The sequence below is a fragment of the Polynucleobacter nymphae genome (genome assembly GCF_018882155.1).
Classification (GTDB): Bacteria; Pseudomonadota; Gammaproteobacteria; order Burkholderiales; family Burkholderiaceae; genus Polynucleobacter; species Polynucleobacter nymphae.
In genome coordinates this window covers 234,617-261,269 of the sequence record NZ_JACVPA010000001.1, presented here as the reverse complement: position 1 = coordinate 261,269, position 26,653 = coordinate 234,617, and the positions used below count along the sequence as shown (strand labels likewise).

The following is a 26,653-nucleotide window of genomic DNA, read 5'->3' as shown; positions in this document are numbered from 1 at the left end:
ATTTGTATAAATGCTATTTAAGGTTAATTGTAGCCATGCAAGCACTAAACCGCTTACAAGCCGCCGCCCCAGCGGTATTGCCAAGATATCCCCAGCATGTCATAGCTTGTATTGGTATTAGAGTAGACACCGGTACTGCCAGTCAATCGAATCGCGTTGTACTTATCGATCGGATACGAGAGCGTGCTGCCAAAACGCCAGCTTTCTTGTGAGCCATTAATAGTAGATCCATTGATATAGGTTTGCCCACCAAAGAAGTAGGTAGCATCAGCTGATATCCAGGCGGTATTCGGGAAATAATAGATCACATGCGTTTCGGTTGAATACACTGGGTTTTGGGATAGGGTGTTATTGCCCATGTAGCTAGCGTTACTGGTATAGATCGATGCCATACCAGCCAGTTCTAAGCGCCATGGACCAACTGCTTGTGAAGCGCCAATACCGGGTTGGATTACTGTGCGATTTCCACCAATATTCACCATTTGATCGTTGTTGTACTTACCCCAAGGAATTGTTGCGGCTAAGCTTGCGCCAATGATGAGATCTTGTTGATAATTTTTGAACTGACTTTCCGTGAGGGCGGGAGCACCATATAAATTGACTGAGGCTTTAATCATTGGATCTGAAAGACCTTCAGCAGATGCATTGATCACTTGGCCATTTACACTACCTGTGCCAGATAATTGCGCATAAGGAAGTGTTAGAGAGAGTCTTCCAGATTGACCTGCAACATCTAAAACATGAGTTAAGTTAATGACTTCGGTAGTGAGTGTGTAGGTGCTACTTTTGGCTTGTGCAATACCGCCTGTAATAAAGTTACTATCAATCGGTGCATTTGAATAAGCGCGGGCTTCAATTTCTTGAGCATGAACCTGACAAGTGATAAAGCCAAGAGCGCAAAACAAAAATAGTTTTATGAAAAATGAAGGCAGAGAGCGCCAGCAAGAAAAGCTATTGGCCAACAGAATTTTTTTTGCCAAAGAGAATAGTTGTAATTACATTTGTCCCTAAGGCCAATTTCATGCCAATTAATACTAAGTATGGCCAGACTATCAACCAATAAACTAGAGACATTGCCAAAATATGCAGAGGATTTTTTTGGCCAAAGCTAGTCATGGAGTCTAGAAAGTTCTTTCCATGCATGAGGCCTTCGATTCCAGCTTCGATATAGTTCAAACCCAGAACAACCAAGAGGTACAAGATCGATTCCAGAAATAAAGATTTAATAATGCCATTGGATTTTTGGACATTAATTGGAAAAATAGCTTGCGCTATCAACATAAATTTAGCGCATAAACCTGCCTTAATGATGGCAATCCCAAACATAGATAAGGGAATAGGGTGTTTATCTAAAGTCGTGGCAGCTAAAAGCGTAAGAGCGCAGAACCAGCTAGCAAAATAAACGGTAAGAATTAATGCCTGCTCAGCCTCTGACTTTATTTTCTTTTTAATTCCTGGCAAATGATTTTCGCTGCCTGCGGGAGCATTCATTATTTAAGCGTTACAGCAAGATTCACCGCTAGAGCATGCGGAGGTAGTTTCTATAGGAGCTGGTTCATTGGTGTAGCGTGCAATAAATGCATGTTTACTGTGGAGTGGTAGCTTGATCCATACAAAGTGACCAGAACCAGGAGCAACATCAATGGGCTCACCACCCATATTCCACATAGCATCTAAGACAATGTCTTGATTCCCTTCTGGTTCGATTATTTCAAGCCTGTCACCAACTGAAAAGCGGTTTTTAACATCTACTTTGACCCGACCAGAAGCAGAATCAATATCGAGGGTTTCGCCAACGTACAAACTTCTACCTGAAAGGGAGTAGCCCCTCATATACAGTTGGTAATCCTTATCGTGGTGGCGCTCATAAAAACCATCGGTATAGCCGCGATTGGCAAGACCTTCTAGATTGCCAAGTAAGGTTGTATTAAAAGGTTTTCCTGCAACGGCATCATTAATAGCTGAGCGATAGGCTTGGCAGGTTCGCGAAACATAATAGGGTGACTTCGTGCGACCTTCGATCTTGAATGAGTCGACACCCATCTTCGTAAGTCTTTCAATATGTTCAACAGCACGTAAATCTTTAGAATTCATGATGTAGGTGCCATGCTCATCTTCTTCCATCGGCATTAATTCACCAGGCCTTTTAGCTTCTTGCAGGAGAACGACATCGCCACTAGAAGTTTGTTGGCCAGGCTTGACCTTGTAATCCCAACGACAGGCATTGGTGCAGGCGCCTTGGTTAGAGTCACGATGAGACATATAGCCTGAGAGTAAGCAACGCCCTGAATACGCTATGCATAAAGCACCATGAACGAATACCTCAAGCTCCATCTCAGGACAATCTTGACGAACCTCTTCAATCTCATCAAAAGAGAGCTCACGGGACAAAATCACTCGGCTAATACCAACAGAGCGCCAGAATTTAGCAGAAGCGCCATTGACCGTATTCGCTTGAACAGATAAATGAATCGGCATATCTGGCCAAGCTTCTCTAGCCATCATGATCAGACCAGGGTCAGACATGATGATCGCATCAGGTTTTAAATTGACTACTGGCGACATATCTTTAATATAGGTGCGAGTCTTTCCGCCATGCGGCAATAAGTTAGACACCAAGTAAAACTTTTTGCCTAGCTCATGCGCAGCATCAATGCCTTCTTTGAGTACTTCAATTTTGCCGAAGTCATTATTACGAACACGTAAGGAATAGCGAGGCTGACCAGCATAAATGGCATCTGCTCCGAATTCGAAAGCAGTGCGCAACATGGAAAGGCTGCCGGCAGGGGCTAGTAGTTCTGGGATCTTGTTCATAGGGTTTATTTTAAAGCGCTTAGCGCCTATGAGTAGTAAAAACACCTAAAAAACAGGATTTCCCCTCTCAGGAGATCCTGGCGAATGCTATATTGACCAAACAGTATGTAGATAAGGGCATTAGCCCATAAGGAGACGAAGTGAAACTGATAGCACGCTCACTAGTGGTACTCATTGCTTGTTTATTCCTTGGCCAAGCGTTTGCCGCAGGCAAGATTGAAATGAACGAGTTCATGGTGCAAAGCGATACCCCAGGCATTTACCTCTATGTTCGTAATAAGCACCTAGCTGGTATGAAGAAATTCACAGCTGAAAAAACCTTGCTCTATGTTCATGGTTCTACCTATCCTGCAGAAACTGCTTTTGATTTATCCCTAAATGGGACCTCTTGGATGGAACACATGGCAGCGAGAGGTTACGACGTCTGGTTAGTAGATTTAAGAGGCTACGGTAAATCTACGCGCCCACCCGAGATGGATCAGCCCGCTGATCAGAATCCTCCAATTGTCAGAACAGATACAGCGGTAAAGGATGTTTCAAGCGCGGTGGATTACATCCTCAAAAAGCGCAACCTGAATAAGATCAATCTACTTGGTTGGTCTTGGGGTACGACCATTATGGGTAAGTACACCACTGAGAATAATGAGAAGGTGAATAAACTCATTCTCTATGCACCACAATGGCTTCGTCAAGGCGGAGCTCCTCTAACAGATAAAGGTGGTCAGTTAGGTGCCTATCGAGTTGCCTCTATTGCTGATGCTAAAAATCGCTGGCTAACTGGTGTTCCAGAAAGTGCAAAAGCCACGTTAATTCCGCCAGGATGGTTTGAGAAGTGGGCAGAAGCAACCTTTGATACAGATCCATGGGGAAGGTCTCAAACACCTAAAAAACTTCGAGCCCCCAACGGCACGGTTCAAGATGCACGTGAGTTTTGGACAGCCGGAATTCCGCTATACGAACCTAAAAATATCCGTGTTCCAGTGATGCTCGTTCATGCAGAGTGGGATGCAGACCTTCCTAGCTACATGTTGTATGAATATTTCACTAAGCTAGAAAATGCACCATACAAAATAATGTTGCAAATCAGCGAAGGCACACACAGCATCATCATGGAGAAGAACCGTATGTTGATGTTTGCGGGAGTGCAAGAGTTCTTAGATAGCAATTTCAAGCCAGAGAAATAAAATCTGCCAATAATCAAGCGCTGGGTCTATCAGATAGACTCTAAAACTAAGGTAATGGCGGCTTAAATGGCAGCTATTTCAGCGGTCTTATCCAAACCCTGAAATTGTGCTGGACAGGCCGAAATTCGCTTCCTAAAGGGTGTTTTTGACGTCCTTATGACAATCTAGCCTATATTTTTCCCCAAAACTAGGGTTATTACTATATTTGCTTGTTTACTATAAAAAAAAGAGGTTATATAATTTTTTTCGTAGTTCTGTTTAAATTGATCAATAACACACGGAGTAAATATGAAATTATTAGCTACAGCAGTTACCCTATCTTTCTTGTCTTTCGGCGCTGTTGCAGCTGGGCTTGACTCGAATAATGACGGTAAGATTTCCTCAAAAGAGTTAGCTGTTTGCGATATCAACGGCGATAAAATTATCACCAAAGATGAAGCAAAAAAATGCGGCATGACTGATGCGCAATGGAAGATGTTCGACAAAGACCAAAGCGGTCAGATCGAAGCTATTGAGATTGCAAACGCAGGTTAAGTCTTACCCCCTATAAAAAATAAGGGGAATAGAATTTACACAATACCCGCTTCGGCGGGTATTGTGCTTTCTGGGCTTATGCTACGCAAGGTGGGCTCCCAATGATCCCTGCGGGTACTATATTGGTGCAGATAGTCTCAACAAATCATTTGCGAATTGATTCTTCAGTTACGTAGTTGCCATAGAATCAGTGCATGAATAAATTAATCCAAACTTCCAGTTTTTTAGTATTTTTACTGACCACGCTATCATCCTGTACTACAGCAAAACTAGAGGCGCGACTTGAAGCCAACCCACAATGCAAGGATGTCTATAACGCTAAAACTGGAGCATTGATGCCATGCCCTGGCAGTGATAAATCTTTTTATCTTGCAGCAGGGCTAGATGCGCCAAGCCAAGCCAAGGCAGTAGTGGTTCCAAATACAGCTGCAGCGAGTCCTGTTGCAGCACAAACCCCAACACCCCAATTAACCCAGCCCAATCCATCATTGCCAGTTCAAGTTAACTGCAAACCTTCGATTCATCAGAAGACCGGTGGCATTCTGCCTTGCCCACCCCTAGATTAAGCATTATTGGTTATGATGGTTTAGTGCCATTAATCTTTAATGCATGTAGGCAGTACCCATATGGGAAGAAAAATGAAGAAAAAGAATCTTGTAACTGCATCGATCATTGCAGTTATGTTGCTTGCTGCATGCAGTAATGCTCCCAAACTGACAACCGATAACATGCCTAGGTCTGGTTTCTTGCCAGACTACTCAATCTTGGTTCCAATGGCTACCAGCGTTCCTGATGCTCGCATTTGGAGGTACAGAATCTCCGGAGTTAGCCCAGGCACTTACACCGCAGTGATTTTAGAGCCTATCTATCTACACCAAAACGCCACAAAAGATGTCAGTGCTGAATCTATTACCAAAGCAAAATCAGCTTTGCAGGATTCTATGTTGGAAACAGTGAATGCCCGTGGCAGTATGCAGATCGTCACTAAGCCAGGACCAGGTGTTGTTCGAATATCTGTGGGTATTACCGGCGCTGAAAGTTCAAATGATTATTTAAAGCCGTGGAACTTCACACCTATTGGATTAGCTGCCAATGCAGCGGCTTTTGCAGGGGGTGTGAACTCAAAAACTCCCGCCCTCGTGATTGAAAGCAAGATTACTGATAGCCAAAGTAATAAGCTCTTGGGTGAGGGTTTAGTGATTGTTCAAGGTGAATCATTTAGAACTGCTAGTGGCTCTGTTGATTCATTTATAGCAATGACAAAAAAAGCAGTTAAGGCTTCAATGGAAACTTCTGCAAACCCAAGTCCAACTGGTAAATAAGCGATCTTCATGCATTTTGTTAAAAATCTTCTGATATTGGCTGCTTGCGTATTGTCTGCTTTGCCAATGAGTGCATCTGCAAATAATGCATCTCGTAATCAGGAAATTGCTGAACGCTTTGCAAAATGCGACACTAATCAGGACGGCAAACTGACTCGGGATGAGGCTAAGGGTTGCATGCCTCGTATCTTCAGCCATTTTGACTATATCGATTCCTCTAAGAAGGGTTATTTAACGGTTGCTGAGATTCAAGCGGTTGCTGATAATTAATTTCGGTTCATTTCAATACAGAGTCTCTTAGGAGGCTCTTTTACATTGGATATTGTATGTCTGTAGCATTTAAAGGTTTTGAGCTTAAAAGCATTACTGTTTCATCTGAAGATGGCCCAATAGAGATTGCTTATCAAGTCGGCGGTAATGGCCCACCCATTTTATTGCTCCATGGTTTCCCGCAAACTAAAGCCATTTGGGAAAATGTTGCTTCTGAATTAGCCAAGAACTTTACTGCTATTGCTTCTGACCTGCGCGGCTATGGTGAGTCATCCAAACCCCACGGTAAAAAAGATCATTCAACTTACTCCAAGAAGTCTATGGCAGCTGATCAACATGCCCTCATGAGAGCATTGGGTCATCAGCAATTTTTCTTACTAGGGCATGATCGCGGTGGCAGAGTCTCTCACCGCCTTGCAATGGATTTTCCAGACAGTGTTTTACGTGTGATGGTCTTAGATATTTCCCCAACCTTAACAATGTATGACAACACCACAATGGAGTTTGCTAAAGGTTATTGGCATTGGTTCTTCTTGATTCAGCCAGAGCCTATTCCAGAAACTTTAATTGGTGCTAATCCTGAGTTTTGGCTTAGTAAGCATATGGGGCGTCATGGTGGCACAGACATATTTTCCCCTGAGCGCTGGGCTGAATATCTTGCAGGAGCAAGTAATCCGCAGAGTATGCATGCCATGTGCGAAGACTACCGTGCAGCTGCGAGCATTGATTTAGAACATGATCGAGCTGATAGGGCTTTAGGTAAGAAGCTCACAATGCCATTAAGGGTGCTATGGGGCGAGCATGGCTTAGTCAATAAATGTTTTCGTCCTATAGAGGACTGGCAAGCAGTAGCCCAAGAGGTGTCTGGGCAGACAGTCCCTTGTGGACACTACATCCCAGAAGAGCTTCCAGCGGAACTCATTGCGCAAGCTCGAGCCTTCTTTATTTCTAGTTGAAAGTATCTCTCATGAATCTAGCCATCAAAAAACTATTCCTAATCGGCGCTGCACTTATTTCTGTCTCTGCCTATGCCCAGAAAAATGATGCCATTCTCAATACGGAGCAAGTTCGACAAGCGATTGCTCGAGGAGCCATTGTTTGGGATGTGCGCGATGAAAAAAGTTTTTTAGAAGGGCATATACCAGGGGCAATCAATATTGGTGAGGCGGGGAGTGTTCTCAGAGACCCCAATAAAGAAGATTACATAGCCACTGAAAAGATCCAAAAGATCTTTAATGATGCTGGCTTGAGCGTTAATCGAGACATTGTTGTCTATGGCGCCCGTGGCAATCCCTATGCCTACTTTGGGCTGTATACCGTTCAATATTTTGGTGGCAAGCAGGCTCAGATTTATCACGATGGCTTTGACGGTTAGAAATCTGCTGGGCTGCCCATTCAGAAGGAGCGTCAAACTTCTGCCCCTGTCTCGGTAACCTTGGTGCCTCAAACTCAGTTAGTGGTATCGAATGAAGAAATGCTTAAACTTGCCCAATCTAAATCTGTGCAGATTTTAGATGTGAGGACGCCTGATGAATATTCTGGCAAGGACGTCCGCGCTATTCGGGGGGGTCATATTCCTAACTCAATCAATATTCCCTTTGAAGATAACTGGCAGGATCCTGCTACGGCGATCAAGCTTGGTAAGAAACAGGTTGCAGACAATTCTGGCATGGCTCTCAAAAATGAGGCAGACCTCAAAAAACTCTATGCCAACTTAGATCCAGATAAGGAAACAGTCGTGTATTGCCAAAGCGGTGTTCGTGCTGCCGAAACAGCAGTTGTCTTGAAAAACCTGGGATTTAAAAAGGTAAAGGTTTATGACTCAGCTTGGCTCGGATGGGGAAATAACTTGAAAGCACCGGTTGCTGATGAGACCTTCCTCAATGTAGGGGCGCTAAATGCCAAGTTAAGTGCGATGCAAAATAAGATCAATCAGCTAGAAGAGGCGCTGAAGGCCAAAAGCAATTGAATTCTGAATCTAACCGCTTTAAAACAAAAAACCCTAAATAATTCAGATATTTAGGGTTTTTTCTTCACACTTACTCTGGGTGAAAGTTGCTACTAGCCATGAAGCTGATGGTGCGTTCAAAGCCTAGAATGCGAATGTAACGCCAAGCGATATCGCGATATTTATCGTCCAAGTAGCCAATAGCCACCTCAGGCGTCCTTTTGGACAAGTCGATTTGTTGAATTGCACGAGCCCAACGTTTGAGTCTTGTTGACATATATGTCACCTCCATGTGCATACAACGCACCAGAAATGGGTGGAGATGACAAGAATTACTAAATATTTAACAAATATCTTAAGGGCATTAAGGGTTTTAGGCCCTTAAATTGAGACTACTTTATGCGGATTGAGGATATTTTGGGGGTCTAGGGCCATTTTTATGCTCTTCATCAGGTCATGGGCTACCTCACCCTTATGGGCTCTTAAATCACCTATTTTGAGCTGACCAACGCCATGCTCCGCAGATATCGAGCCTTGGCAACGCTCAACTTGGGCATAAACGAGCTCCTGAATCGGTTTTTCATGCTTTAGATTGAATATCTTGTGGTCAACTCCTGGGGGTGGGGCGATGTTGTAATGCAGATTGCCATCACCCAAATGGCCAAAATTAATGATCCGTACCCCAGGGTAGTTTTTCCTTATGAGGGCGTCAGTTTCCAGAATAAAGCTATCTAAGGAGGAAAGGGGAATCGTAATGTCATGCTTCAGATTAGCGCCTTCTTGGGCTTGTGCCAGGGTAATGTGCTCACGCATATGCCAAAACGTATTTGCCTGACTCAGGTTACTCGCGATTACTGCGTCGCTAATGAGATTCGCAGTGAAAGCCTCCTCCAATATAGTTTCTAGAAGTTGTCGAACGTGGTCTTCACTCTCATGATCGGAGAGCTCAATCAACACTGTGAAGGGTGGATTTCCTTTCAATGGATTAGCCATCTGTGGAAAGTGCTTTTCATTTAGGGTTAATGATTCTTGCGTCATCATTTCAAAGCCTGTGAGTAATGATGTTGCGCGTCTCTGAAATAAAGTCAGCAGAGCAATAGTTGATGCAATATTATCAGCGGCAACCAGCGTCGTCCATTGAGAGATCGGCAATGGATACAGTTTCATAACTGCTGCAGTGATGATTCCTAGGGTTCCTTCTGAGCCAATGAAAAGGTCACGCAAATCATAACCAGTATTGTCTTTACGCAAACCCTTCATGCCATTCCAGATTTCGCCCCCAGCAGTAACGACCTCAAGCCCTAAACAAAGATCTCGGGTATTGCCATAGCGCAGCACATTTGTGCCGCCGGCATTAGTAGCTAAGTTACCACCAATCATGCAGCTACCTTCTGCACCCAGACTGAGTGGAAACAAAAAATCTTGTGCCGCTGCTTTTTCTTGAGCGGCCTGCAATATACATCCCGCTTCAAGTGTCATGGTTTGGTTGGCGGTATCAATCTCACGGATTTGATTCATGCGCTTGAGATTCAGAATGATTTGCTTACCGGTATTGTCAGGTGTAGCGCCCCCACAAAAACCAGTATGACCACCTTGCGGAACGATTGCGACATGATGAGTAGCGCAAAGCTTCACAATAGTGGAGACTTCTTCAGTCGTTTTAGGTAGCAGGACTGCTAAGGCTTTACCAGTGAAACGTTTGCGCCAATCAGTGAGGTAAGGGGCTTTATCCGGATCCTCAGTAAGAACGTATTGTTTACCTAGTGCCGCACTCAATTGTTCGATCAAGCCTGTCATCATTATTTAGCCTGAGCTTTTTGTTTGGCCAAGATTTTTGCTTCTTGTTTGATTGGCTTTAAATAGCAAAGTAAACAAACAAAGCCGATAGTAGCAATGATGGTCTCTAATAAAGCCATCCAAAAATTGCTACCAGTTTCCAGAATGCGCACTAAACCTTCGGTGATATACAGGAGAATTAACATTGAAGCCCATTGCATCGTGTAGACCTTGCCTTTCCATAAACCTGGAATAGCAAAGAGTAAAGGAATTCCTTTCAGTATGAGCCATGAACCACCAGGGCGCAGCGGGGAAATAAACCATTCCCAACATACACAGAGAATAAATAAATCAACAAAGGCTGCTGTTGCCAGTAGTTGGTACGAATTCTTTTCAAGCAGTTTTTTTAGCATCTCAATTATTTTTTCTGCAAAAGCTTGAGTGCAGTTTCTGCCAAGCGCTTACCCTGAGCTTTTGCTAGACGTTGCTCTTCTGGGCTAATAGGTGCTCGAATATCTCCGAGTGCCGAGTGAGTCGCGCCATAGGGACTACCACCCGTTTTTGTAGACATTAAATCGGGTTCGCTATATGGAATACCCATAATCAACATACCGTGATGCAAGAGAGGCACCATCATGGTCAGTAGTGTGCTTTCTTGTCCACCATGATTGCTGCCAGTGCTGGTAAATACGCAAGCTGGTTTACCAATTAATGCGCCGTTGAGCCATTCGGATGAGCTGCCATCCCAAAAATATTTCATGGGGGCGGCCATATTGCCAAAGCGGGTAGGGGAGCCTAGCGCCAAACCAATACATTCCTGTAGGTCCGAGTATTCAGCATAGGGAGCGCCGTCATTGGGTACTGCGGCTGCTGTAGCCTCACATACTGCAGAGACTTCAGGTACGGTCCTGAGACGCGCGCTCACCCCGGGAACGCTTTCTATGCCCTCAGCTATTAGGCGTGCAAGATTCTTGGTTGCACCAGCAGAGGAGTAGTACAAAACTAAAATTTCGGGTTGGCTCATATTCTCTTATGATACGGCGATGCGCCTTATTCGTAATCCCCAATTATGGCTTGCTCTGGGCAAAAAGCTCTGGGAGCAAAATCGCGGCCTCAATCTCAATCAGATTGCCGCTAGTCTAGCATTTACGACTACTTTATCTTTGGTGCCAATGCTCACCATTGCTAGTATTTTAATTGGCTATCTACCCAGCGTCATCCAGGTAAAAAATGCCTTCAGAACTTGGTTGCTAGATACCTCTATGCCTGGCGGCTTAAATCAGCAGGTCTATACCTACCTAGATCAGTTTTCATCTAAAGCACGAGGCTTAACTTTCCTTGGCTTAATTGGTTTAGTCATTACCACCATCATGACATTGGCAGTGATCGAGGCAGCATTTAATCAAATATTTAAAGCGCAAGAACGACGCCCTCTATTTAAAAAGGTAATTATTTATAGCGCGGCAACTTTTTTAGGTCCAGTGCTTTTGGGTATCGGCATTTACTTGAGCGGCGTTTTATTTAGTGCTTCAGAGGGTTGGATTAAAGCAATCTCTTTTGGTTTTCGAATCATGGCAGCGGTTGCGCCTATTTTTCTAGCAATCGCCGTTTATACCGTCGTTTATAAGGTTCTACCGTACTCCAAGATTCTTTGGTCAGACGCCTTCTCAGGGGCCTTATTTGCGGCTATCAGTTTTGAGCTGATGAAGTTTGGCTACGCTATTTTTCTCAGTAACACCGCTTTTTATAAAACTGTCTATGGCGCCTTTGCCATCTTCCCTTTGGGGCTGCTCTGGATTTACATGACCTGGTGGATAACCCTTGCTGGAGCAGTCTTAGTTGCCAATCTACCCAATATCCGTAGCGGGGTCATTAGGGTTATTCGTTACTAAAAGAGGCTCTTACGCCCTTGATTGAATAGGTTCTTGGGAATATATTGAAACCATCAATACTCTGTTTGTATTGCTTCTGGAGATTAGATGAAAGTTCGTGACATATTGCGTGTAAAGGGTGGCACCTTATTTACTGTTGCCCCTGAGACTGCGCTGCAAACTGCAGTATTGGTGATGAGTGAACATGACATAGGCTCCTTGGTTGTTATGCAGTATGACAAGCTAGTCGGTATTTTGACTTTCCGTGAAGTGATTACTGCTTTAGCAACACACCAAGGTAAGTTAGATGGTCTGCCAGTAAGCGCCGTCATGAATCAAAAGCCATTAACTTGCAATATGGAAACTGAGATTAATGAAGTTCGTCGCATGATGCTGGTTGATCATGCACGCTACCTGCCTGTGGTGGATCAAAAAATGCTCATGGGCGTAATCTCTTTTTATGATGTTGCCAAATCTGTAGTTGAAGCACAAGACTTCGAAAATACGATGCTCAAGGCCTATATTCGTGATTGGCCAGAAGACACCGAAAAAGCTAGCAACTAGCCTCTAACTGCTTGTTTTAACCCGATATTCCTGACAAATGACATAATGTAGTTATGTCAGGAAATACTTTAGGCCTCCTCTTTACTGTCACCACTTTTGGTGAATCTCACGGTCCCGCTATCGGGGCGGTAGTAGATGGCTGCCCGCCAGGTATGTTGTTATCTGAGGCGGATCTGCAACTAGACCTAGATCGCCGTAAGCCAGGTACATCCCGCCACGTTACCCAACGCAAAGAAGAAGATCGTGTTGAGATTCTGTCTGGTGTCTTCGAGGGCAAGACGACAGGAGCGCCAATAGGCCTGCTCATACGCAATACTGATCAACGTAGCAAAGACTACAGCGATATCTTGCAAACATTTCGTCCAGGCCATGCTGATTATGCTTATCACCATAAGTATGGTTTTCGCGATCCCCGTGGCGGTGGTCGATCGTCTGCGCGCCTAACTGCGCCCGTAGTTGCTGCAGCAGCGATTGCAAAAAAATGGCTGCATGAGCAATATGGCACGCAGTTTTATGGCTACATGAGCCAACTGGGCACAATAGAAATCCCATTTAAGGATCTTTCTCAAGTTGAGAAGAATCCATTTTTTGCTGCCAACGCTGACATCATTCCTCAGCTTGAGTCCTATATGGACGAGCTGCGTAAAGCAGGGGACTCTTGCGGTGCTCGCATTGAGGTACGTGCACGTCATGTTCCTATTGGCTTAGGCGAACCTCTCTTTGATAAATTGGATGCAGATATTGCGCATGCGATGATGGGCATCAATGCTGTTAAAGGCGTTGAGATTGGCGCTGGCTTTAAATCAGTTGCTCAGCGTGGTAGCGAGCATGGCGATGAAATGCATCCTGATGGATTTGCTAGTAATCATGCTGGCGGTACCTTGGGCGGCATTAGTAGTGGTCAAGATTTACGTGTTTCGATTGCTATTAAACCCACTTCTAGCATCTTGAGTCCAAAGCAATCCATCGACTTAGATGGGAAATCAATTACTGTACAAACTAAAGGTCGTCATGATCCTTGTGTTGGGATTCGTGCCACACCAATTGCTGAGGCGATGTTAGCCTTGGTAGTGATGGATCATGCATTGCGTCATCGCGCTCAATGTGCAGATGTCAAGGTGACTGTTAAACCTATTCCTGCGTCTCGCCCGGGGTCAGAAGCAGATTGATGAATGTGATTAGATGACGCCTTCTCTGCGCTGGGCCTTCGGGTCCTTTTTCTTTTTATATTTTGCTTACGTTGGTCTAGTCTCACCATACGCTAGCCTTTTCTTTTTAGATCGTGGCTTTAGCGTTATTGAGATTGCAATCTTGATGTCCATGTTGCAGATTACCCGCATTATCGGACCATTCTCTTGGGGCTGGCTCTCCGACTTTTTATCTAATCGCGTTGGGATTATTCGCTTTTGTGCTTGCCTTGCCGCACTCGTTTTTTTATCCATTTACTTTTTGCAAAGCTATCTGAGCTTTTTTATTTGGATGTTTGTGCTCCATACCATCCTCAGCAGCCTTATGCCTCTTGGAGAATCTGCAACCGTTCATGCTTTATTTAAAGACAACTCGTTTGATAAACGCTATGGGCGCCTTCGTCTTTGGGGCTCTCTGGGCTTTATTTTTATGGTGCTTACTGCTGGGGAGCTCTTTCAACGTAAATCGATAGAGCTTTATCCTGCTGTAGGCGCAATTGTTTTAATGGCATTAGCCTTGGTCACGTTCCTGCTGCATGAGCCTAGGATGGAGCGTCGAAAAATGGTGAAAGGTGAATTATTGGTTGTGCTATTGAACCCCGATGTTCGCTGGTTTTTAATCTCTGGTTTCTTTATGGTGTTTGCGCACGCAGCCTTATATGTTTTTTATTCTCTATATCTTGCCAATCTTGGTTACGATAAGCTTCAGATCGGACTCTTCTGGGCCTTAGGTGTATTTGCTGAAGTAATTTTCTTTTACTTCCAAAGTAAAGTGCTTAGTCGCCTAGATGCCGAGGTTGTGCTTCAAGCAGCTTTTGGAGTTGGGGTAGTGCGCTTTATTCTGATTGCATTTCTGCCAATCACATCTGTTCTCATCTTTGCACAAGTGCTGCATGCCGGTACATTTGCAGCCCATCATAGTGCGGCAACCAAATTGCTACAGCGCTGGTTTACAGGCCCCTTACAAGCTAGAGGGCAGGCCCTGATGGCTACCGTATCTTATGGCCTAGGAGGTACATTAGGCGGATTGTGTGCCGGCTGGATTTGGGAGTTATCCCAACCACGTGATGTATTTGTGATGTCTGCATTTGCCTGCGGCTTAGCTGGTATGGCAATTCAAAAACTGAGACCACGCCGCTACCCTAATCAATAAAGCAAAATATTGCCTACTGAATCTTTGCCTTAGCACGAAGTTTTTGCATCATTTCTGAAAACTTTGCTTTTTGCCAATTTTGATCAGCCATGATCATTTGCTTTAACTGATCTTTCATCTCATCCAAGCTTGGGGCCTTAGCCTCACGAGAATCTACCACTTTAATAATGTGATATCCGAATTGAGATTTAACGGGCTTATCGGTAATTTGCCCAGTCTTTAACTGCACCATTGCTTTTGAAAACTCAGGAACCAGGGATTTATCAGAAACCCATCCTAGGTCTCCGCCGTTCTTAGCTGAGCCAGGATCTTTAGATTTAGCTTTGGCTATATCTTCAAAATTAGCGCCAGCTTTAAGCTGAGCAATGATTGCTTTTGCATCTGCTTCTTTATCCACCAAAATATGCTCAACGTGGTATTCCTTACCGGAGTATTCATCTTTCACGTTTTCATAGGCAGCTTTCAGTTCTGCATCAGAGACGCCTTCACGCTCTACATAGTCCTCAAAGACGGCCGCCACTAAAACTCCCACACGAGATTGCTCTAATTGCTCGCGTACTGATTCTTTTTGAATGACTCCACGTTTATCAGCTTCTTGCAAAACCAATTCTCGTGTTATCAACATCTCGCGGGCTTGATCGCGTACTTGAAGGTTGTCTGACTTGCCAGTTTTTTCCACCAACTTATCTAATTGAGACTTGGGGATCGCTTTTCCATTCACGATCACGGCGTTCTGGGCAACTGCATTGGCTGATAAGAGGATAGCAAACAGACTGCTAGTAAGTAATGCTTGTAGTTTCAACATAGTGGGTGGATTAATAGAATAAAGGGTCAAAATGATGGGGAATTAGGGGCTAGCCGCTAGTGTAAAGCAGCCTTAAGAACCAGCTTCTCCAGGCGCTATGGCATTAATGGTTAGGGCGTGAATCTCTTTTGGGATATGCCGATATAGGGCAGCATAGATCGCACGATGTCTTGCTACTAAGCTTAAGCCTTTAAATTCTGGGGCAACAATAGTTAGCTTAAAGTGACCGCCGCCACTAGCTGCGCCAGCATGGCCAGCATGCAGATGACTTTCATCTTCAATCTGAAGATGATCAATTACAAATGCTTTATGTAGATCTTGCTCAAATAGTGCAATGCGGGCTTGGTTAATACTCATTCAGTAGGATGCTCCATATGACGTGACAACCAAACACCTTGAATAATCACAAAGGCTACTAGTAAGCCTGTACTGCCAAAGAGTTTGAAATTAACCCAAGTTTCTTCTGAGTATTCAAAAGCGATATAGAGATTAAGTACACCCATTAAAAAGAAGAAGGCAGCCCAAGCCATATTCAGGCGATGCCAAACAGAATGTGAGTTTTCTGCCTTGAGGCTCACCTGCTTGCCCATGAGGACTTGTATCCAATTTTTGCTAAAAAATTGGGCGCTAATAAATAAAGCCCCTGAAAATAGCCAGTAAAGCGCTGTGGGTTTTAGCTGAATAAAGGTCTTGTCATGCAAAAAAATGGTCAAGCTGCCAAATACCAGAATCATTACCAAGCTAATCCACTGCATGGCATCGATCTTGCGGTGGCGATAGTAAACCCACAGAATTTGTCCAATGGTTGCAACCATGGCAACAATCGTTGCGGTATAGATATCGCCAAATTTGAAGGCGATAAAAAACAGAATGATAGGGAATAGATCGAATAAAAATTTCATAAGAGGGATTATCAGCTATTTAATATCTAAGCCCTATTTTTAAGACTCGTTGCTAGGCTTTGCATTGGAGCTAGGCTCAAAACTCAAAGATGCAGAATTGATGCAATAGCGTAAACCAGTGGGGTTTGGGCCGTCATCAAAGACATGGCCTAAATGGGCATCGCAGTTGGCGCAACGTACTTCAGTCCGAACCATACCGTGGCTGACATCTTTAATTTCCTTAATAGCCGATTCTTCTTCTGGCTTGTTATAGCTAGGCCATCCACAGCCAGCATCAAATTTCGTCTCCGAGAGAAAGAGGGGGGTATTGCAGCAAACACAGGTATATCTGCCCTTGTCCCAATGATCCCAATACTTTCCAGTAAAGGGTCTTTCAGTCGCAGCTTCTCTAGTAACGCGATACTCGATATCACTGAGCATTTTTTTGTATTCTGGATTTGTTTTTTTCACGATAACTCCCTGGAATTAAATACGTAATGAGGCGCTAAGAAGAGCAGCTAACTTCGATGGATTCTAAATCTGGAGGAGGGGGAGCTGCATACTCTTGATATTGATCTTGTTCATCAAAAGGCCTTTCTAAAATACTTAAGAGTTTAGCCACTTCAGAAAAGTCTTTCCTCTGCGCCTTCTCAATAGCGGCTTGGGCTAGATGATTGCGTAATATATATTTAGGGTTAACCGCATTCATAGCAACTTTTCGATCAGCATCAACGCTAGACTCTGTCTTTAAACGAGTAATGTAATCGCCAAGCCATTGATCAATGGCATCCCGATCAATGAAGTCATTGCGCAATGTAATTTTGCTGACAGAAGCATTCGTATTGATGTCTGCTAGACCCCGAAAGAGCGACGTAAAATCGATCTTCGAGTCATGCATTACTTGGAGCAGTCGTTCAATCAAATCCATATCGTCATCATGTTCGGCACTAAGACCCAGCTTTTGCCTAAATAGAGTTAACCAAGTTTCTCCATAGATGGTTGGAAATTCACTGAGAGCGCTAGTCAGCAGCGTTTGGGCTTCTACTTCAGAATGATCTAATTCCAGCAAAGGAATAAAAGCGCTTGCTAAGCAGGCCATATTCCAATGCATGATTTGGGGTTGGCGTTGATAGGCATAGCGCCCACCGTGATCACTATGATTGCAAATATGGTCGACTTGAAATTGATCCAGAAAGCCAAAGGGGCCATAGTCAATTGTCAGGCCTAATACGCTGATGTTATCGCTATTGAGAACCCCATGACAAAAGCCGACGGCTTGCCACTGGGCAACAAGCTTTGCATTACGTTCAGATATTTTATGAAACAGATCTAAATACGGATTTTTATTGTTGCGACATTCTGGATAGTGATGGTCGATTAATAAATCAGCAAGTTCTTTTAGTCGAACGATATTTTGGGTTGAAGCAAAATGTTCAAAGTGACCAACACGTATAAAACTTGGTGCTAAACGGGAGCATACTGCAGCGGTTTCCAGGGACTCTCGTAGAACTGGCAAGTGAGAGCCGACAACGGATAAAGCTCTGCTGGTGGGTATGCCTAAGGCGTACATGGCTTCACTGCATAAAAATTCACGGATAGAGGAGCGTAGAACAGCTCTACCATCACCCATACGGGAGTAGCGTGTTTTACCGGCTCCCTTTAGTTGTAATTCTTGGCCAGCGATATCGCCTAAGAGAATTGCTCTGCCATCGCCTAGTTGTCCAGCCCACACTCCAAATTGATGACCGCTGTAAACGGTAGCGATTGGATTGGAAAATTTCTGGGATTGGGTCTCTAAGCTATTTCCAGCCAAAACATTCAGCCAAGCGTCATCTTGCGGATACCCATCACTCTTTAACGGTATGTTGAGCAATGTTGCTGCCGCTGATGAAAAAGCTACCCAGTAAGGCTCTGGAATAGGGCTTGGTTGTAGTTCTTGGATGGCGTCGTCGCCGCTTAAAGTAAAGGCCATAAAGAACTATTCTAGGGGGATTTCCCAAATAGCGTTTGAGCCACTAAAATTAGGCTATGAATAAACAAGTCCAGATAAATCCACAAACTCAGCTTGCCAATTTGGGTGAAGAACTCAATGTCCCGTTTTTGAAATTGCTCGGTGTCCGCTTCTTGAGCGCAGAAATGGGTAAAGGGGAGATCTTGCTAGCTCTAAAGCCTGAGCACACTAATACCTGGGCAGTTGCCCATGGCGGTGTACTTCTAACATTAATGGATGTGGCGATGGCTGTGGCAGCTAGATCTGCTGATCCTGGTGATCGAAGTGTTGTCACAATAGAATTAAAAAACAACTTTATGCAAGCTGCAAATGGGGTTTTACGTGTCAAAGCCGATACCGTGCGTACTACGGCCACCATGGCCTTCTGTGAAGCTAAGCTTTATAACGATCAGGGTGAAGTCTGCTGTATGGCGACAGGAACATTTCAATACCTAAAGCGCTTAGCAACTCGCAATGCCGATGGCAATCGTGTAGTTAACGATGACCTGCGTGGCGAGACAAACGATTAAGCATTAAACCGAAAGATTAGAGCCGGGCGCAGCACTCAGTGCACCGGTAATCACATCATGGCCAACCGTACCAGTGGCATCAAAACGGCGTTCTACCATCTCAAATTGACCATCTTTGCGTACCCTGAGCACAGTACTTGAGCGCGTGCCATAGGTATCCGTTTTAATGAATGCGGGGGACAATGCTTTTTCCCATTCTCGACTAACGCCTGTATTCGGTAGCTCATGGTCACTCGCGTGATGTGTATCAGCTAACAGTTTTAAATAGTGATCTGCATTCTTCAGTTGGCCACTATCCATGGCAAGTGTTTGTGCAAAGGCGGCTACGCGGTGGTTTACCTTTGGCCATGGCGTATCTAACATCGCGTTGGAAAGCCCATAAACACCAGCATCCAAGGGTTGATGAGGAAAGACTTTGCGGGGGCGAATGTTTTGGCCCATCATCATGCGATTACTCACCCAATGCATCTCTGCATTCTCAGGATTGCTCAGATCAGCCATCAAAAGATTAAAGCCATTGTAATTTTGAAAGCGCTTCACATTCTCCTGAATGAAGTTAGCAGGACGCTCGTTGCTAGAAAGATACATTAAGGAGAGTTCGCCGCGTGTTCTTGAGTCAGGATTTTTTTCGCTGGGCGCTCTGACATTCGTGAGGGCGGCAAATTTACCGGTCTTAGTAAAGCCTAGCCATGTTCCTGGACTTCCTAAAACATCAGCGCGATCTCTGCCAGCTAAAACATGTGGGTGCTCATCCCACCAAGAGATACCTTTAGTATCGCGTTCATAAAACTCATCGCGATTAGCTGCAACCACCAAAGGGTAGTCAGGGTGTGATTTCCAGGCGAAGAGGATCAGGCACATATCAGCAAAAAGTCCTAAATTTCAATTAATGGGTAAGGCAATGAATCTATTTTTAACACAGGTCCTTGTGCGCTTCCTAGGTGGATTTCCCCACTTTCGAGCGCCTCCAGTTTGCATTCAACCTGAAGATCGATTCTATTGGGGTCTGCGGGGGATGGGGATGATAGAACTACCATGCCAGCTGGTTGGGATGGGTCATTAGCATGAAAAATCTCAAGGCTTGGGGTGGTTAAGATGCCGCCTAAGGAATCCTGGTTGGTATGAGCTAATTGCAGTCGTCTCTTGATAGCGCCACGATATTGGCTGCGAGCAACGATCTCCTGCCCTGGATAACACCCTTTTTTGAAGTCCACCCCCGCCACGGATTCAAAATTAATCATTTGCGGTACAAATTGCTCTTGCGTTGCTAGAACAATCCTCGGAATTGCACTCATCACTTCAAGATGGTTCCATTGCATAGCATCATCGCTCAAGCGCTTCTCTGGCTTGTCATTTTTCCCAGCAATTAATGCGCGCGAGTAAGTTTGATTGTTTGCCAAGACATCGGGTAGGCGTAAGCCAATTTGACCAGCTTCTATTTTGAGCTCTCCAATGTCTCCATCATCACAACAATACCCAGACACATTCCATTCAGATGAAGCATCGATCACTTTTACTTTAGAGCGCAGAACAAACATTGCTAAACGCTTAGCTGTAGATGCTGCAATATCTTTAGAGATGAACAATGCAAAACGATCAGTTGCATTAGCATCGCTAGGAAATAGCCCAAGCCAAGCGCTGGCTAGCAATCTGCCTTTTGGACTGCAATAGCCGACCAATCTGACAGAGTCGTATGTTTGGGCAACTTGCGGGGCAAAGGTGCGACTTAAGCCCAAAACAGAATTACTCAGCTGATTTTGTAAAAAACTAGCGGCATCCTCACCTTCCACAAAGATTAAGCCCCATTGGGACAAAGTGGCTTGATTTGGTGTGTTTTGGGGCTTATTTATCATGACCCTTTTATCATAGCCTGATGAGCAGAAAAATTCAGGGAAGCAGCCGTTTTTTTAAAAACAAACGACGTGGTCAAAGTTTAAGAGCTTGGCTATATGGGCTAACTGCGATGATTGCCATCCTCTACGGCGGTATCTTTTTATGGCCGGTGGTCCCATCCACTCCGAATGTTGCAGATTCATCTACGTATAGAGTCAAAATTCAACCTCAGTCAGGTCTTGCCAGTATCTCTGGGCAACTACAGGCACAAGGCATTTCTACATCTTTAATAGTATTTCAGGTGAGTGCAAGAGCTTTGTTGCTTGGATCTAAATTAAAGCCAGGAACTTATCTTTTACCAACGAGAGCAAGCTTAGGCAGAATCCTCCTCCAAATTGCGCGGGGCGATAGGGTGAAGGAGAGTATTGCCATTGTCCCCGGCATGACAGTATGGCAAGTAAGACAATTAGTTGATTCTCACCCATCCTTACTTCATCAGACCAAAGGCATGAGCCCTAAAGAAATCCTGCAAAAGCTCAATCTGACTTACCCAGGACTTGAAGGTATTTTTCTGCCAGACACCTATATATTTGATCCAGAAGAGTCAGATATTGAACTTTATCGCAGGGCTTCACAAGCCATGCAAAAAAAACTCTCTCAAGCATGGTCGCGAACAGAGGCAAACTCTCCCTTGAAAACACCTTATGAACTTCTCATATTAGCCTCTATAGTGGAGAAGGAAACTGGGCGCTCAAGTGATAGAGGTTTAGTTGCAGCCGTCTTCACTAATCGTTTGAATAAGGGGATGCTGCTACAAACGGATCCTACGGTAATCTATGGCATTGGCCCTAAATTTGACGGTAATTTACGTAAAGCAGACCTTCGCAAAGACAGTGCCTACAATACCTATATGCGTAAAGGATTACCACCAACCCCCATCGCCATGCCGAGCATAGAATCAATCCAAGCATCTGTAAATCCAGCCAAGAGCAATGCCTTATTTTTTGTTGCTAAAGGTGATGGAACTAGCCACTTTTCTGAAGGCCTCAGCGAGCATGAAGCGGCAGTCAATCAATATCAACGCAAGCCTAGCCAGGCATCCCATTAATTCGATTTAATTTCTTATGACATCAATGTACCCAGGATATTTCATTAGCTTCGAAGGCATCGATGGTGCAGGCAAGAGCACTCATATTGAGTCGTTTCAAAAGTTGATGCAAGCACGTTACCCTGACCGCCAAGTAATAATGACCCGTGAGCCTGGCGGCACACCCTTAGGCGAGCAACTGCGAGCGCTTCTATTAGATGCCCCAATGAATCTTGAGACCGAAGCTTTATTAATGTTTGCCGCTCGTCGGGAACATATCGCTCAAGTCATCGAGCCCGCCTTGCAGGCCGGAAAAATAGTCATTTCAGATCGCTTTACAGATGCCAGCTTTGCTTATCAAGGAGGAGGGCGGGGCTTAAACCTTAATAAATTAAATGAACTTGAACGCTGGGTGCAGGGCCGTGCTAACGGGGCATTACTCCAGCCTAATCTCACAATCCTATTTGATTTGCCAGGTGAGGTTGCAGAGGCGCGTCGTTCTAAAGCACGGGCACCAGATAAGTTTGAAAAAATGGATTTAGATTTCTTTGAAAAGGTTCGCCAAGAGTATCTGCGTCGCGCCAAAGAGGATCCAAAACGTTTTCACTTAGTAGATGCCACTTTAACGCCAGATCTGATTTGGAATGGCTTGAAAAATCTGGAATTGAATATCTAGATGAGTGATCTCATGTTTGCCGAACAAGAAAAGTCTGTTGCGCCATGGATGCAAGCGCTCTGGGATAGCATGGATTTTGCTAACTTCCCTAATGCAATCCTATTGCATGGCCAATCTGGTATTGGTAAGTTTGCATTTGCACTTGAACTCACAAAATCGCTCTTATGTGAGAGTACTCATGTAGCTTCACGCCCTTGCAATCAATGTGAAGCCTGCCATTGGTTCAGCACCGGAAATCATCCTGACTTTATCGCTCTGGTTCCAGAGACACATCGCCGGCTATTGCCGCATGCCGACTATGAGAGTGATGAGTCGCCAAAAAAAGGTAAAACAGCGCGGGATGATTCGGATGGTGAGGCTAGCGAAAAAAAAGAAAAGAAAAACATCTCTATTGAAGAGACTCGTAACGCCATAGAGAGCCTCTCTATTGGCTCGCATCGAGGCGGCAATCGTGTGATCTTAATTTATCCACTAGAGATGCTGCGTTCTGACTCCGCCAATACCCTACTGAAGTCCTTGGAAGAGCCCCCACCAAATACGATCTTCATTCTATTAGCTGATCGGCTTGATCGTGTTCTGCCAACGATTCGCTCTCGGTGTCGCTTGCTCACTGCGCCACGCCCAGATCGAGAGCAGGGTTTGTCATGGTTGCGCGCACAATTACTCAAGATGGATGGACTTAAAGTGAGTGATGCTGATATTGCATCAATTTACGATGAGCAGGGTGGGGCACCATACTCCGTTTTAGATTCCTTGATTGCAAGAAATAGCAAGGATGAAAAAGACGAACTCACTATTGCCATACAAGCCTCCCGCTATTTACTTCAATCCATGTCACAAGGAGTGCGTATTAATTGGTTAGATTCTGCTGAAAAGACACACAAGGCGCAATACAGCTATTTGTTAGGCGCAATGCAACGTTGGACTTCCGATCTACAAGCAGTTGCGCAGGGCGGCGGCCCGCGTTATTACCCCAAGCACCTTTCAACACTGAAAGCTTTATCTCAAACTGCTAAGATTTCCAAACTTCATCATTTTTGGAGGTCCTTGGTCCAGGCTCGGCGTCATGAGAATCACCCCTTGGCTAGCCGTGTGCAGTTAGAAGCTTTGCTATCTCAATACCAACAAGTCTTTGAGTCTTAATTCAGACTCAGGCAGTCTAAAATAGCCTGTCATGTTTATAGACTCCCATTGCCATCTCGATTTCCCAGAATTTCAATCTCGCTTGCCAGAAGTGCTTGCGAATATGCAAACTGCCAAGGTTAGCAATGCTTTGTGCGTATCAGTGGACTTACCAGACTTTCCCAATGTTTTAAAGCTTGCGCAGGATCATTCTCATCTATACGCCTCTGTTGGGGTTCATCCAGATTATGAGGACACTCCAGAGCCTAGTTATGACTTCCTAGTAGAAACCGCCTTAAAGCATCCCAAAATCATTGCAATTGGTGAAACCGGACTCGATTACTACCGCATGGGCGATCGCTCCTATGATTCCATGGAATGGCAACGTGAACGCTTCAGAACCCACATTAGAGCTTCAATAACCTGTAAAAAGCCTCTGATCATCCATACGCGTTCGGCATCAGAGGATACGATCAAGATCCTGAAGGAAGAGGGCGCCGATCGGATTGGCGGAGTCATGCATTGCTTTACTGAGAGCTTAGAAATGGCTAAAGCAGCCATGGAAATGGGCTTTTATATCTCCTTTTCTGGGATTGTGACCTTTAAAAGCGCAAAAGACTTGCAGGCAACCTGTAAGGAGGTTCCGCTAGATAGGATGCTAATCGAGACAGATTCCCCTTATTTAGCGCCCATCCCATATCGTGGCAAGATCAATGAGCCCGCATGGGTGGCTAAAGTTGGCGAATTCATTGCTAACCTCAAAGGCGTTGCTATCGAAGAACTTGCTGAGCAAACCTCAAATAATTTTTACCAATGTTTTCATATAGATAGAAGTTATTTATGAGATTAAAGTTTAATTCATACGGAGTTTTATTGGCAGTTGCTTGCCTAGTAAATCAGCTTTCCTACGCACAAACTGCCGACCAGATCACTGATTTTGCTAAAGCAGCTAAGTTTGATAATGTCTCCGAGGTTAAATCTTTGCTGAGTAAGGGCGTAAATCCGAATGCTGTAGATCCCTATGGCAACCCAATGCTCATTTTGGCTATCAAGGACAAGTCTAATCAGGTCATCGATTTGCTCCTACAAAACCCAAAAATTGACGTGGATTTGTCCAATAAAAGCGGCGAAACACCCTTAATGATCGCCTCCATAGAGGGTAATTTACCGCTGGTTAAAACTCTAGTACTCAAGCATAAGGCTTTGCTTGACCATATTAGCTGGACACCTTTGCATTACGCCTGTGCCAGAGGCCATCTTGATGTTGCTCAATTCTTAATTGCCAATGGGGCCACTGTCGACTCACTGAGCCTTGGCAATACAACACCGCTCATGATGGCAGTTCAATCTGGCAATGAGCAACTGGTAAAGCTACTTCTAGATAAAGGTGCTGACTTACAGATACGTAATTCAAATGGTCTTACAGCTATTGATATTGCTGATATATACGACAAACCTTCAATCAGTGAGGGCTTAAGATCTCGTTGGTTAAAGTTATACAAAAAGCCTTATATTGGTCCTGCTAAAGCTAAAGCCTCATAAGACTACATGCGTATAATCATTATTATGTCAAATAAGATATTTCTGTAATCCTTCCCCTAGAGCCCTATGTACCTAATTGACCTTATCCGCAATGCAGACCTCCCTAGCTTTGCCACACTCTTTGGTGAAATTAATACAGATATGGGCAATGGTCAGATCTGGTTTGTTCTGCTATTGACTTGCTTTATGTTGACGGTACACGGCATGATGGTTTTATCGATTGCGGGTACGTTTCATTGGCTCGATCAGAAGTTAGAAGACAGGCGAATTTATGGAGCAAATTTTGTATCCTATTTCATCGCAATTTTGCTCATTATCGCGGTCCATTTTGCTGAAATCATCGCTTGGGCATACATCTGTGTAGCCTTGAAGGTATTCCCTACAAATCCACAAACTTTCTACTTTGCTGGTGAAATGTACACAACCGTTGGGTATGGCGACTACAAGTTAACTGAACATTGGAGAGTCCTGCCCATCATCATCTCCTTTACAGGTATCTTTGCTGTATCGATGTCTGGAGCCGCCTTGTATTCAATGATGGTCGCGTTATTGGGCCATTCCAAGCAAAATTCCCCATCACGCTCAGGATCTAGCGTTTAAGGCGTGGCAACTACTGGTATAGGACTCTTTTGCTTAAATACCAGCTCTAGAACCCTGCCATTAGCCTCCTGAGAGCGTATTCTTCCTGGAAGCCACTCAAGGTCTTTGGCTAGCCAAATATCCACTTGGCGTTTATATGGGTCATTTTCACGCTGCATGAGCGCGTAATGCCGGTTGATTGATTTTCCTAAGCTGGGAATATCTTCGGAGACTTTCTCACCGTAGCTCTTGAAATGCCACATTTCTAGGGTGTTGTAATCCACCACCGGCAAAGATCGAATACTACCGGCCTCATCGATCTTGCTGTCGCCATTTAGCAAAGAGGCAAACTGAAACATCAAGCTAAATCGATCCTGGGTTCCGGGCTGGATATCTGGGGTGAACTCTGGCTTTTCAGAAAAGAACATCTGCCCTCCTCCATTGGCGTTTCTATCAAAGCGAGAATAACGGGGTGCTTTAGTACCTCGTTGGGCCCAATAAATGGATGGGGCTATACCGTAGGCATCTACCGTTCCTCTCGACTCAAAAACAAAAGGGCCAACAAAAGCATAGGGAATGTTGATATAGAGCCGATAGCTACTGCCATCAACAATCCAATCAATTTCTCCTGTCTGATACTTTTGGCCGTCTACGTAAGAGTCGTAATAGATGACTCCCGATTCAGGGAGTTTGAAGGCAACCCCTGGTTGATTATTAGTACCGCCCTGCTCTCCTGTTGTCAGACTTTTAGAATCCTCAACTTGATTACTCGAGGCCTCCTTATTCACTTTCTTTCTAGGAGCCTTCGCCATCTGAATTTTCTTAGGCGGATCAACTTTTAATTCAGTCCTAATAATGAGCTCATCAGAAATCTCTGGCGCCGGACCGAAAGATAAAAAAGGAATGCCAAAAAATAAAATAAGATGGCCAAGCAAAGATAAGGCCAATGCAATGAAAATGATCCGCAAAGATTTTGCGCGCATCA

General features: G+C 44.5%; 34 protein-coding genes. 19 read left to right on the top strand and 15 right to left on the bottom strand.

Translation table 11 applies throughout. The features are described from left to right. Window positions 1-53: 53 nt before the first annotated feature. From ICN29_RS01345 to trhP, 3 genes are read right to left on the bottom strand one after another with little or no spacing between them, the layout of a single operon-like run. Complete coding sequence (locus ICN29_RS01345) at window positions 54-980, bottom strand: transporter (RefSeq protein WP_216128975.1); 927 nt, start codon at window positions 978-980, stop codon at window positions 54-56. Beyond that, entirely contained in the window at window positions 952-1,491 is a 540-nt protein-coding gene (locus ICN29_RS01340) for a hypothetical protein (protein WP_216128972.1), read from the bottom strand. Before ICN29_RS01340 ends, ICN29_RS01345 begins: the two co-directional genes overlap by 29 nt. Before the next feature lie 3 nt (window positions 1,492-1,494). Continuing rightward, the gene (trhP, locus tag ICN29_RS01335; protein WP_216128970.1) at window positions 1,495-2,814 is read right to left on the bottom strand and encodes a prephenate-dependent tRNA uridine(34) hydroxylase TrhP; all 1,320 of its coding nucleotides are present in this window, start codon (window positions 2,812-2,814) and stop codon (window positions 1,495-1,497) included. Between the two features lie 140 nt (window positions 2,815-2,954). Here trhP and ICN29_RS01330 point away from each other — a divergent pair, with 140 nt between their 5' ends. From ICN29_RS01330 to ICN29_RS01295, 8 genes are all read left to right on the top strand, one after another. Continuing rightward, window positions 2,955-3,998, top strand: coding sequence for an alpha/beta hydrolase (locus ICN29_RS01330; protein WP_216128968.1), 1,044 nt, complete (start codon window positions 2,955-2,957; stop codon window positions 3,996-3,998). Between the two features lie 288 nt (window positions 3,999-4,286). Continuing rightward, window positions 4,287-4,532: a penta-EF hand family protein gene (locus ICN29_RS01325; RefSeq protein WP_216128966.1), complete on the top strand. Its 246-nt coding sequence runs from the start codon at window positions 4,287-4,289 to the stop codon at window positions 4,530-4,532. 194 nt (window positions 4,533-4,726) lie between these two features. After that, complete coding sequence (locus ICN29_RS01320; protein ID WP_216128964.1) at window positions 4,727-5,098, top strand: hypothetical protein; 372 nt, start codon at window positions 4,727-4,729, stop codon at window positions 5,096-5,098. 72 nt (window positions 5,099-5,170) lie between these two features. Further along, entirely contained in the window at window positions 5,171-5,854 is a 684-nt protein-coding gene (locus ICN29_RS01315) for a DUF3313 domain-containing protein (RefSeq protein WP_216128962.1), read from the top strand. A 9-nt stretch (window positions 5,855-5,863) separates the two neighbouring features. Further along, the gene (locus ICN29_RS01310; protein WP_216128960.1) at window positions 5,864-6,124 is read left to right on the top strand and encodes an EF-hand domain-containing protein; all 261 of its coding nucleotides are present in this window, start codon (window positions 5,864-5,866) and stop codon (window positions 6,122-6,124) included. A gap of 56 nt (window positions 6,125-6,180) precedes the next feature. After that, window positions 6,181-7,080, top strand: coding sequence for an alpha/beta fold hydrolase (locus tag ICN29_RS01305; RefSeq protein WP_216128958.1), 900 nt, complete (start codon window positions 6,181-6,183; stop codon window positions 7,078-7,080). 11 nt (window positions 7,081-7,091) lie between these two features. Further along, on the top strand, window positions 7,092-7,499 hold the full coding sequence (locus ICN29_RS01300; protein ID WP_216128956.1) for a rhodanese-like domain-containing protein: 408 nt from the start codon (window positions 7,092-7,094) through the stop codon (window positions 7,497-7,499). Window positions 7,500-7,598: 99 nt separating this feature from the next. Further along, the gene (locus tag ICN29_RS01295; RefSeq protein ID WP_216128954.1) at window positions 7,599-8,093 is read left to right on the top strand and encodes a sulfurtransferase; all 495 of its coding nucleotides are present in this window, start codon (window positions 7,599-7,601) and stop codon (window positions 8,091-8,093) included. 70 nt (window positions 8,094-8,163) lie between these two features. Here the strand turns inward: ICN29_RS01295 and ICN29_RS01290 are convergent, their stop codons facing one another. From ICN29_RS01290 to wrbA, 4 genes are all read right to left on the bottom strand, one after another. Beyond that, a complete protein-coding gene (locus ICN29_RS01290) occupies window positions 8,164-8,349 on the bottom strand; it encodes a hypothetical protein (protein WP_216128952.1) in 186 nt (61 codons plus the stop codon). A 104-nt stretch (window positions 8,350-8,453) separates the two neighbouring features. Continuing rightward, complete coding sequence (locus ICN29_RS01285; protein ID WP_216128950.1) at window positions 8,454-9,872, bottom strand: FAD-binding oxidoreductase; 1,419 nt, start codon at window positions 9,870-9,872, stop codon at window positions 8,454-8,456. Beyond that, on the bottom strand, window positions 9,872-10,261 hold the full coding sequence (locus ICN29_RS01280) for a DUF2069 domain-containing protein (protein ID WP_216128948.1): 390 nt from the start codon (window positions 10,259-10,261) through the stop codon (window positions 9,872-9,874). Before ICN29_RS01280 ends, ICN29_RS01285 begins: the two co-directional genes overlap by 1 nt. A gap of 5 nt (window positions 10,262-10,266) precedes the next feature. Beyond that, a complete protein-coding gene (gene wrbA / locus ICN29_RS01275; protein ID WP_216128946.1) occupies window positions 10,267-10,872 on the bottom strand; it encodes an NAD(P)H:quinone oxidoreductase in 606 nt (201 codons plus the stop codon). A gap of 19 nt (window positions 10,873-10,891) precedes the next feature. Between wrbA and ICN29_RS01270 the strand changes: the two genes are divergently transcribed. From ICN29_RS01270 to ICN29_RS01255, 4 genes are all read left to right on the top strand, one after another. Beyond that, window positions 10,892-11,740, top strand: coding sequence for a YihY family inner membrane protein (locus ICN29_RS01270; RefSeq protein WP_216128944.1), 849 nt, complete (start codon window positions 10,892-10,894; stop codon window positions 11,738-11,740). 87 nt (window positions 11,741-11,827) lie between these two features. Then, window positions 11,828-12,283 (top strand): CBS domain-containing protein, encoded by a 456-nt coding sequence (locus ICN29_RS01265; protein ID WP_216128941.1) that lies wholly within the window; start codon window positions 11,828-11,830, stop codon window positions 12,281-12,283. A gap of 53 nt (window positions 12,284-12,336) precedes the next feature. Then, window positions 12,337-13,452: a chorismate synthase gene (gene aroC / locus ICN29_RS01260; RefSeq protein ID WP_216128939.1), complete on the top strand. Its 1,116-nt coding sequence runs from the start codon at window positions 12,337-12,339 to the stop codon at window positions 13,450-13,452. A gap of 13 nt (window positions 13,453-13,465) precedes the next feature. Then, on the top strand, window positions 13,466-14,623 hold the full coding sequence (locus ICN29_RS01255) for an MFS transporter (RefSeq protein WP_216128937.1): 1,158 nt from the start codon (window positions 13,466-13,468) through the stop codon (window positions 14,621-14,623). A gap of 13 nt (window positions 14,624-14,636) precedes the next feature. Here ICN29_RS01255 and ICN29_RS01250 read toward each other — a convergent pair whose 3' ends face one another. The 5 genes from ICN29_RS01250 to ICN29_RS01230 all read right to left on the bottom strand — a co-directional run bounded on the left by ICN29_RS01250 (window position 14,637) and on the right by ICN29_RS01230 (window position 18,281). Continuing rightward, window positions 14,637-15,428 (bottom strand): peptidylprolyl isomerase, encoded by a 792-nt coding sequence (locus ICN29_RS01250; RefSeq protein ID WP_216128935.1) that lies wholly within the window; start codon window positions 15,426-15,428, stop codon window positions 14,637-14,639. 72 nt (window positions 15,429-15,500) lie between these two features. Beyond that, a complete protein-coding gene (locus ICN29_RS01245; protein WP_216128933.1) occupies window positions 15,501-15,785 on the bottom strand; it encodes a BolA family protein in 285 nt (94 codons plus the stop codon). Continuing rightward, window positions 15,782-16,330 (bottom strand): septation protein A, encoded by a 549-nt coding sequence (locus ICN29_RS01240; RefSeq protein WP_216128931.1) that lies wholly within the window; start codon window positions 16,328-16,330, stop codon window positions 15,782-15,784. Before ICN29_RS01240 ends, ICN29_RS01245 begins: the two co-directional genes overlap by 4 nt. Before the next feature lie 39 nt (window positions 16,331-16,369). Continuing rightward, window positions 16,370-16,780 (bottom strand): peptide-methionine (R)-S-oxide reductase MsrB, encoded by a 411-nt coding sequence (gene msrB / locus ICN29_RS01235; protein WP_216128929.1) that lies wholly within the window; start codon window positions 16,778-16,780, stop codon window positions 16,370-16,372. Between the two features lie 34 nt (window positions 16,781-16,814). Continuing rightward, entirely contained in the window at window positions 16,815-18,281 is a 1,467-nt protein-coding gene (locus ICN29_RS01230; RefSeq protein WP_216128927.1) for a protein adenylyltransferase SelO, read from the bottom strand. 56 nt (window positions 18,282-18,337) lie between these two features. Here ICN29_RS01230 and ICN29_RS01225 point away from each other — a divergent pair, with 56 nt between their 5' ends. Further along, the gene (locus ICN29_RS01225) at window positions 18,338-18,829 is read left to right on the top strand and encodes a PaaI family thioesterase (RefSeq protein ID WP_216128925.1); all 492 of its coding nucleotides are present in this window, start codon (window positions 18,338-18,340) and stop codon (window positions 18,827-18,829) included. A gap of 3 nt (window positions 18,830-18,832) precedes the next feature. Here ICN29_RS01225 and ICN29_RS01220 read toward each other — a convergent pair whose 3' ends face one another. Both ICN29_RS01220 and ygfZ read right to left on the bottom strand, forming a co-directional pair. Further along, on the bottom strand, window positions 18,833-19,690 hold the full coding sequence (locus ICN29_RS01220; protein ID WP_216128923.1) for an NRDE family protein: 858 nt from the start codon (window positions 19,688-19,690) through the stop codon (window positions 18,833-18,835). A 14-nt stretch (window positions 19,691-19,704) separates the two neighbouring features. Then, window positions 19,705-20,682, bottom strand: a complete 978-nt coding sequence (gene ygfZ, locus ICN29_RS01215; RefSeq protein ID WP_216128921.1) for a CAF17-like 4Fe-4S cluster assembly/insertion protein YgfZ — start codon at window positions 20,680-20,682, stop codon at window positions 19,705-19,707. A gap of 20 nt (window positions 20,683-20,702) precedes the next feature. Between ygfZ and mltG the strand changes: the two genes are divergently transcribed. The 6 genes from mltG (at window position 20,703) to ICN29_RS01185 (ending at window position 25,689) form a co-directional block, all read left to right on the top strand. Further along, the gene (gene mltG / locus ICN29_RS01210; RefSeq protein WP_216128918.1) at window positions 20,703-21,770 is read left to right on the top strand and encodes an endolytic transglycosylase MltG; all 1,068 of its coding nucleotides are present in this window, start codon (window positions 20,703-20,705) and stop codon (window positions 21,768-21,770) included. A 16-nt stretch (window positions 21,771-21,786) separates the two neighbouring features. Further along, window positions 21,787-22,425 (top strand): dTMP kinase, encoded by a 639-nt coding sequence (gene tmk, locus ICN29_RS01205; protein WP_255538010.1) that lies wholly within the window; start codon window positions 21,787-21,789, stop codon window positions 22,423-22,425. Continuing rightward, window positions 22,426-23,568 (top strand): DNA polymerase III delta subunit-related protein, encoded by a 1,143-nt coding sequence (locus ICN29_RS01200; protein WP_255538009.1) that lies wholly within the window; start codon window positions 22,426-22,428, stop codon window positions 23,566-23,568. 31 nt (window positions 23,569-23,599) lie between these two features. Next, window positions 23,600-24,391, top strand: coding sequence for a TatD family hydrolase (locus ICN29_RS01195; RefSeq protein WP_216128916.1), 792 nt, complete (start codon window positions 23,600-23,602; stop codon window positions 24,389-24,391). Then, window positions 24,388-25,089: an ankyrin repeat domain-containing protein gene (locus ICN29_RS01190; protein WP_216128915.1), complete on the top strand. Its 702-nt coding sequence runs from the start codon at window positions 24,388-24,390 to the stop codon at window positions 25,087-25,089. Before ICN29_RS01195 ends, ICN29_RS01190 begins: the two co-directional genes overlap by 4 nt. A 66-nt stretch (window positions 25,090-25,155) precedes the next feature. Then, window positions 25,156-25,689 (top strand): ion channel, encoded by a 534-nt coding sequence (locus ICN29_RS01185; protein ID WP_216128913.1) that lies wholly within the window; start codon window positions 25,156-25,158, stop codon window positions 25,687-25,689. On the opposite strand, the gene ICN29_RS01180 is transcribed toward ICN29_RS01185, so the two are convergent. Then, entirely contained in the window at window positions 25,686-26,651 is a 966-nt protein-coding gene (locus ICN29_RS01180) for a DUF3108 domain-containing protein (protein WP_216128911.1), read from the bottom strand. The genes ICN29_RS01185 and ICN29_RS01180 overlap by 4 nt on opposite strands. Window positions 26,652-26,653 lie beyond the last annotated feature (2 nt).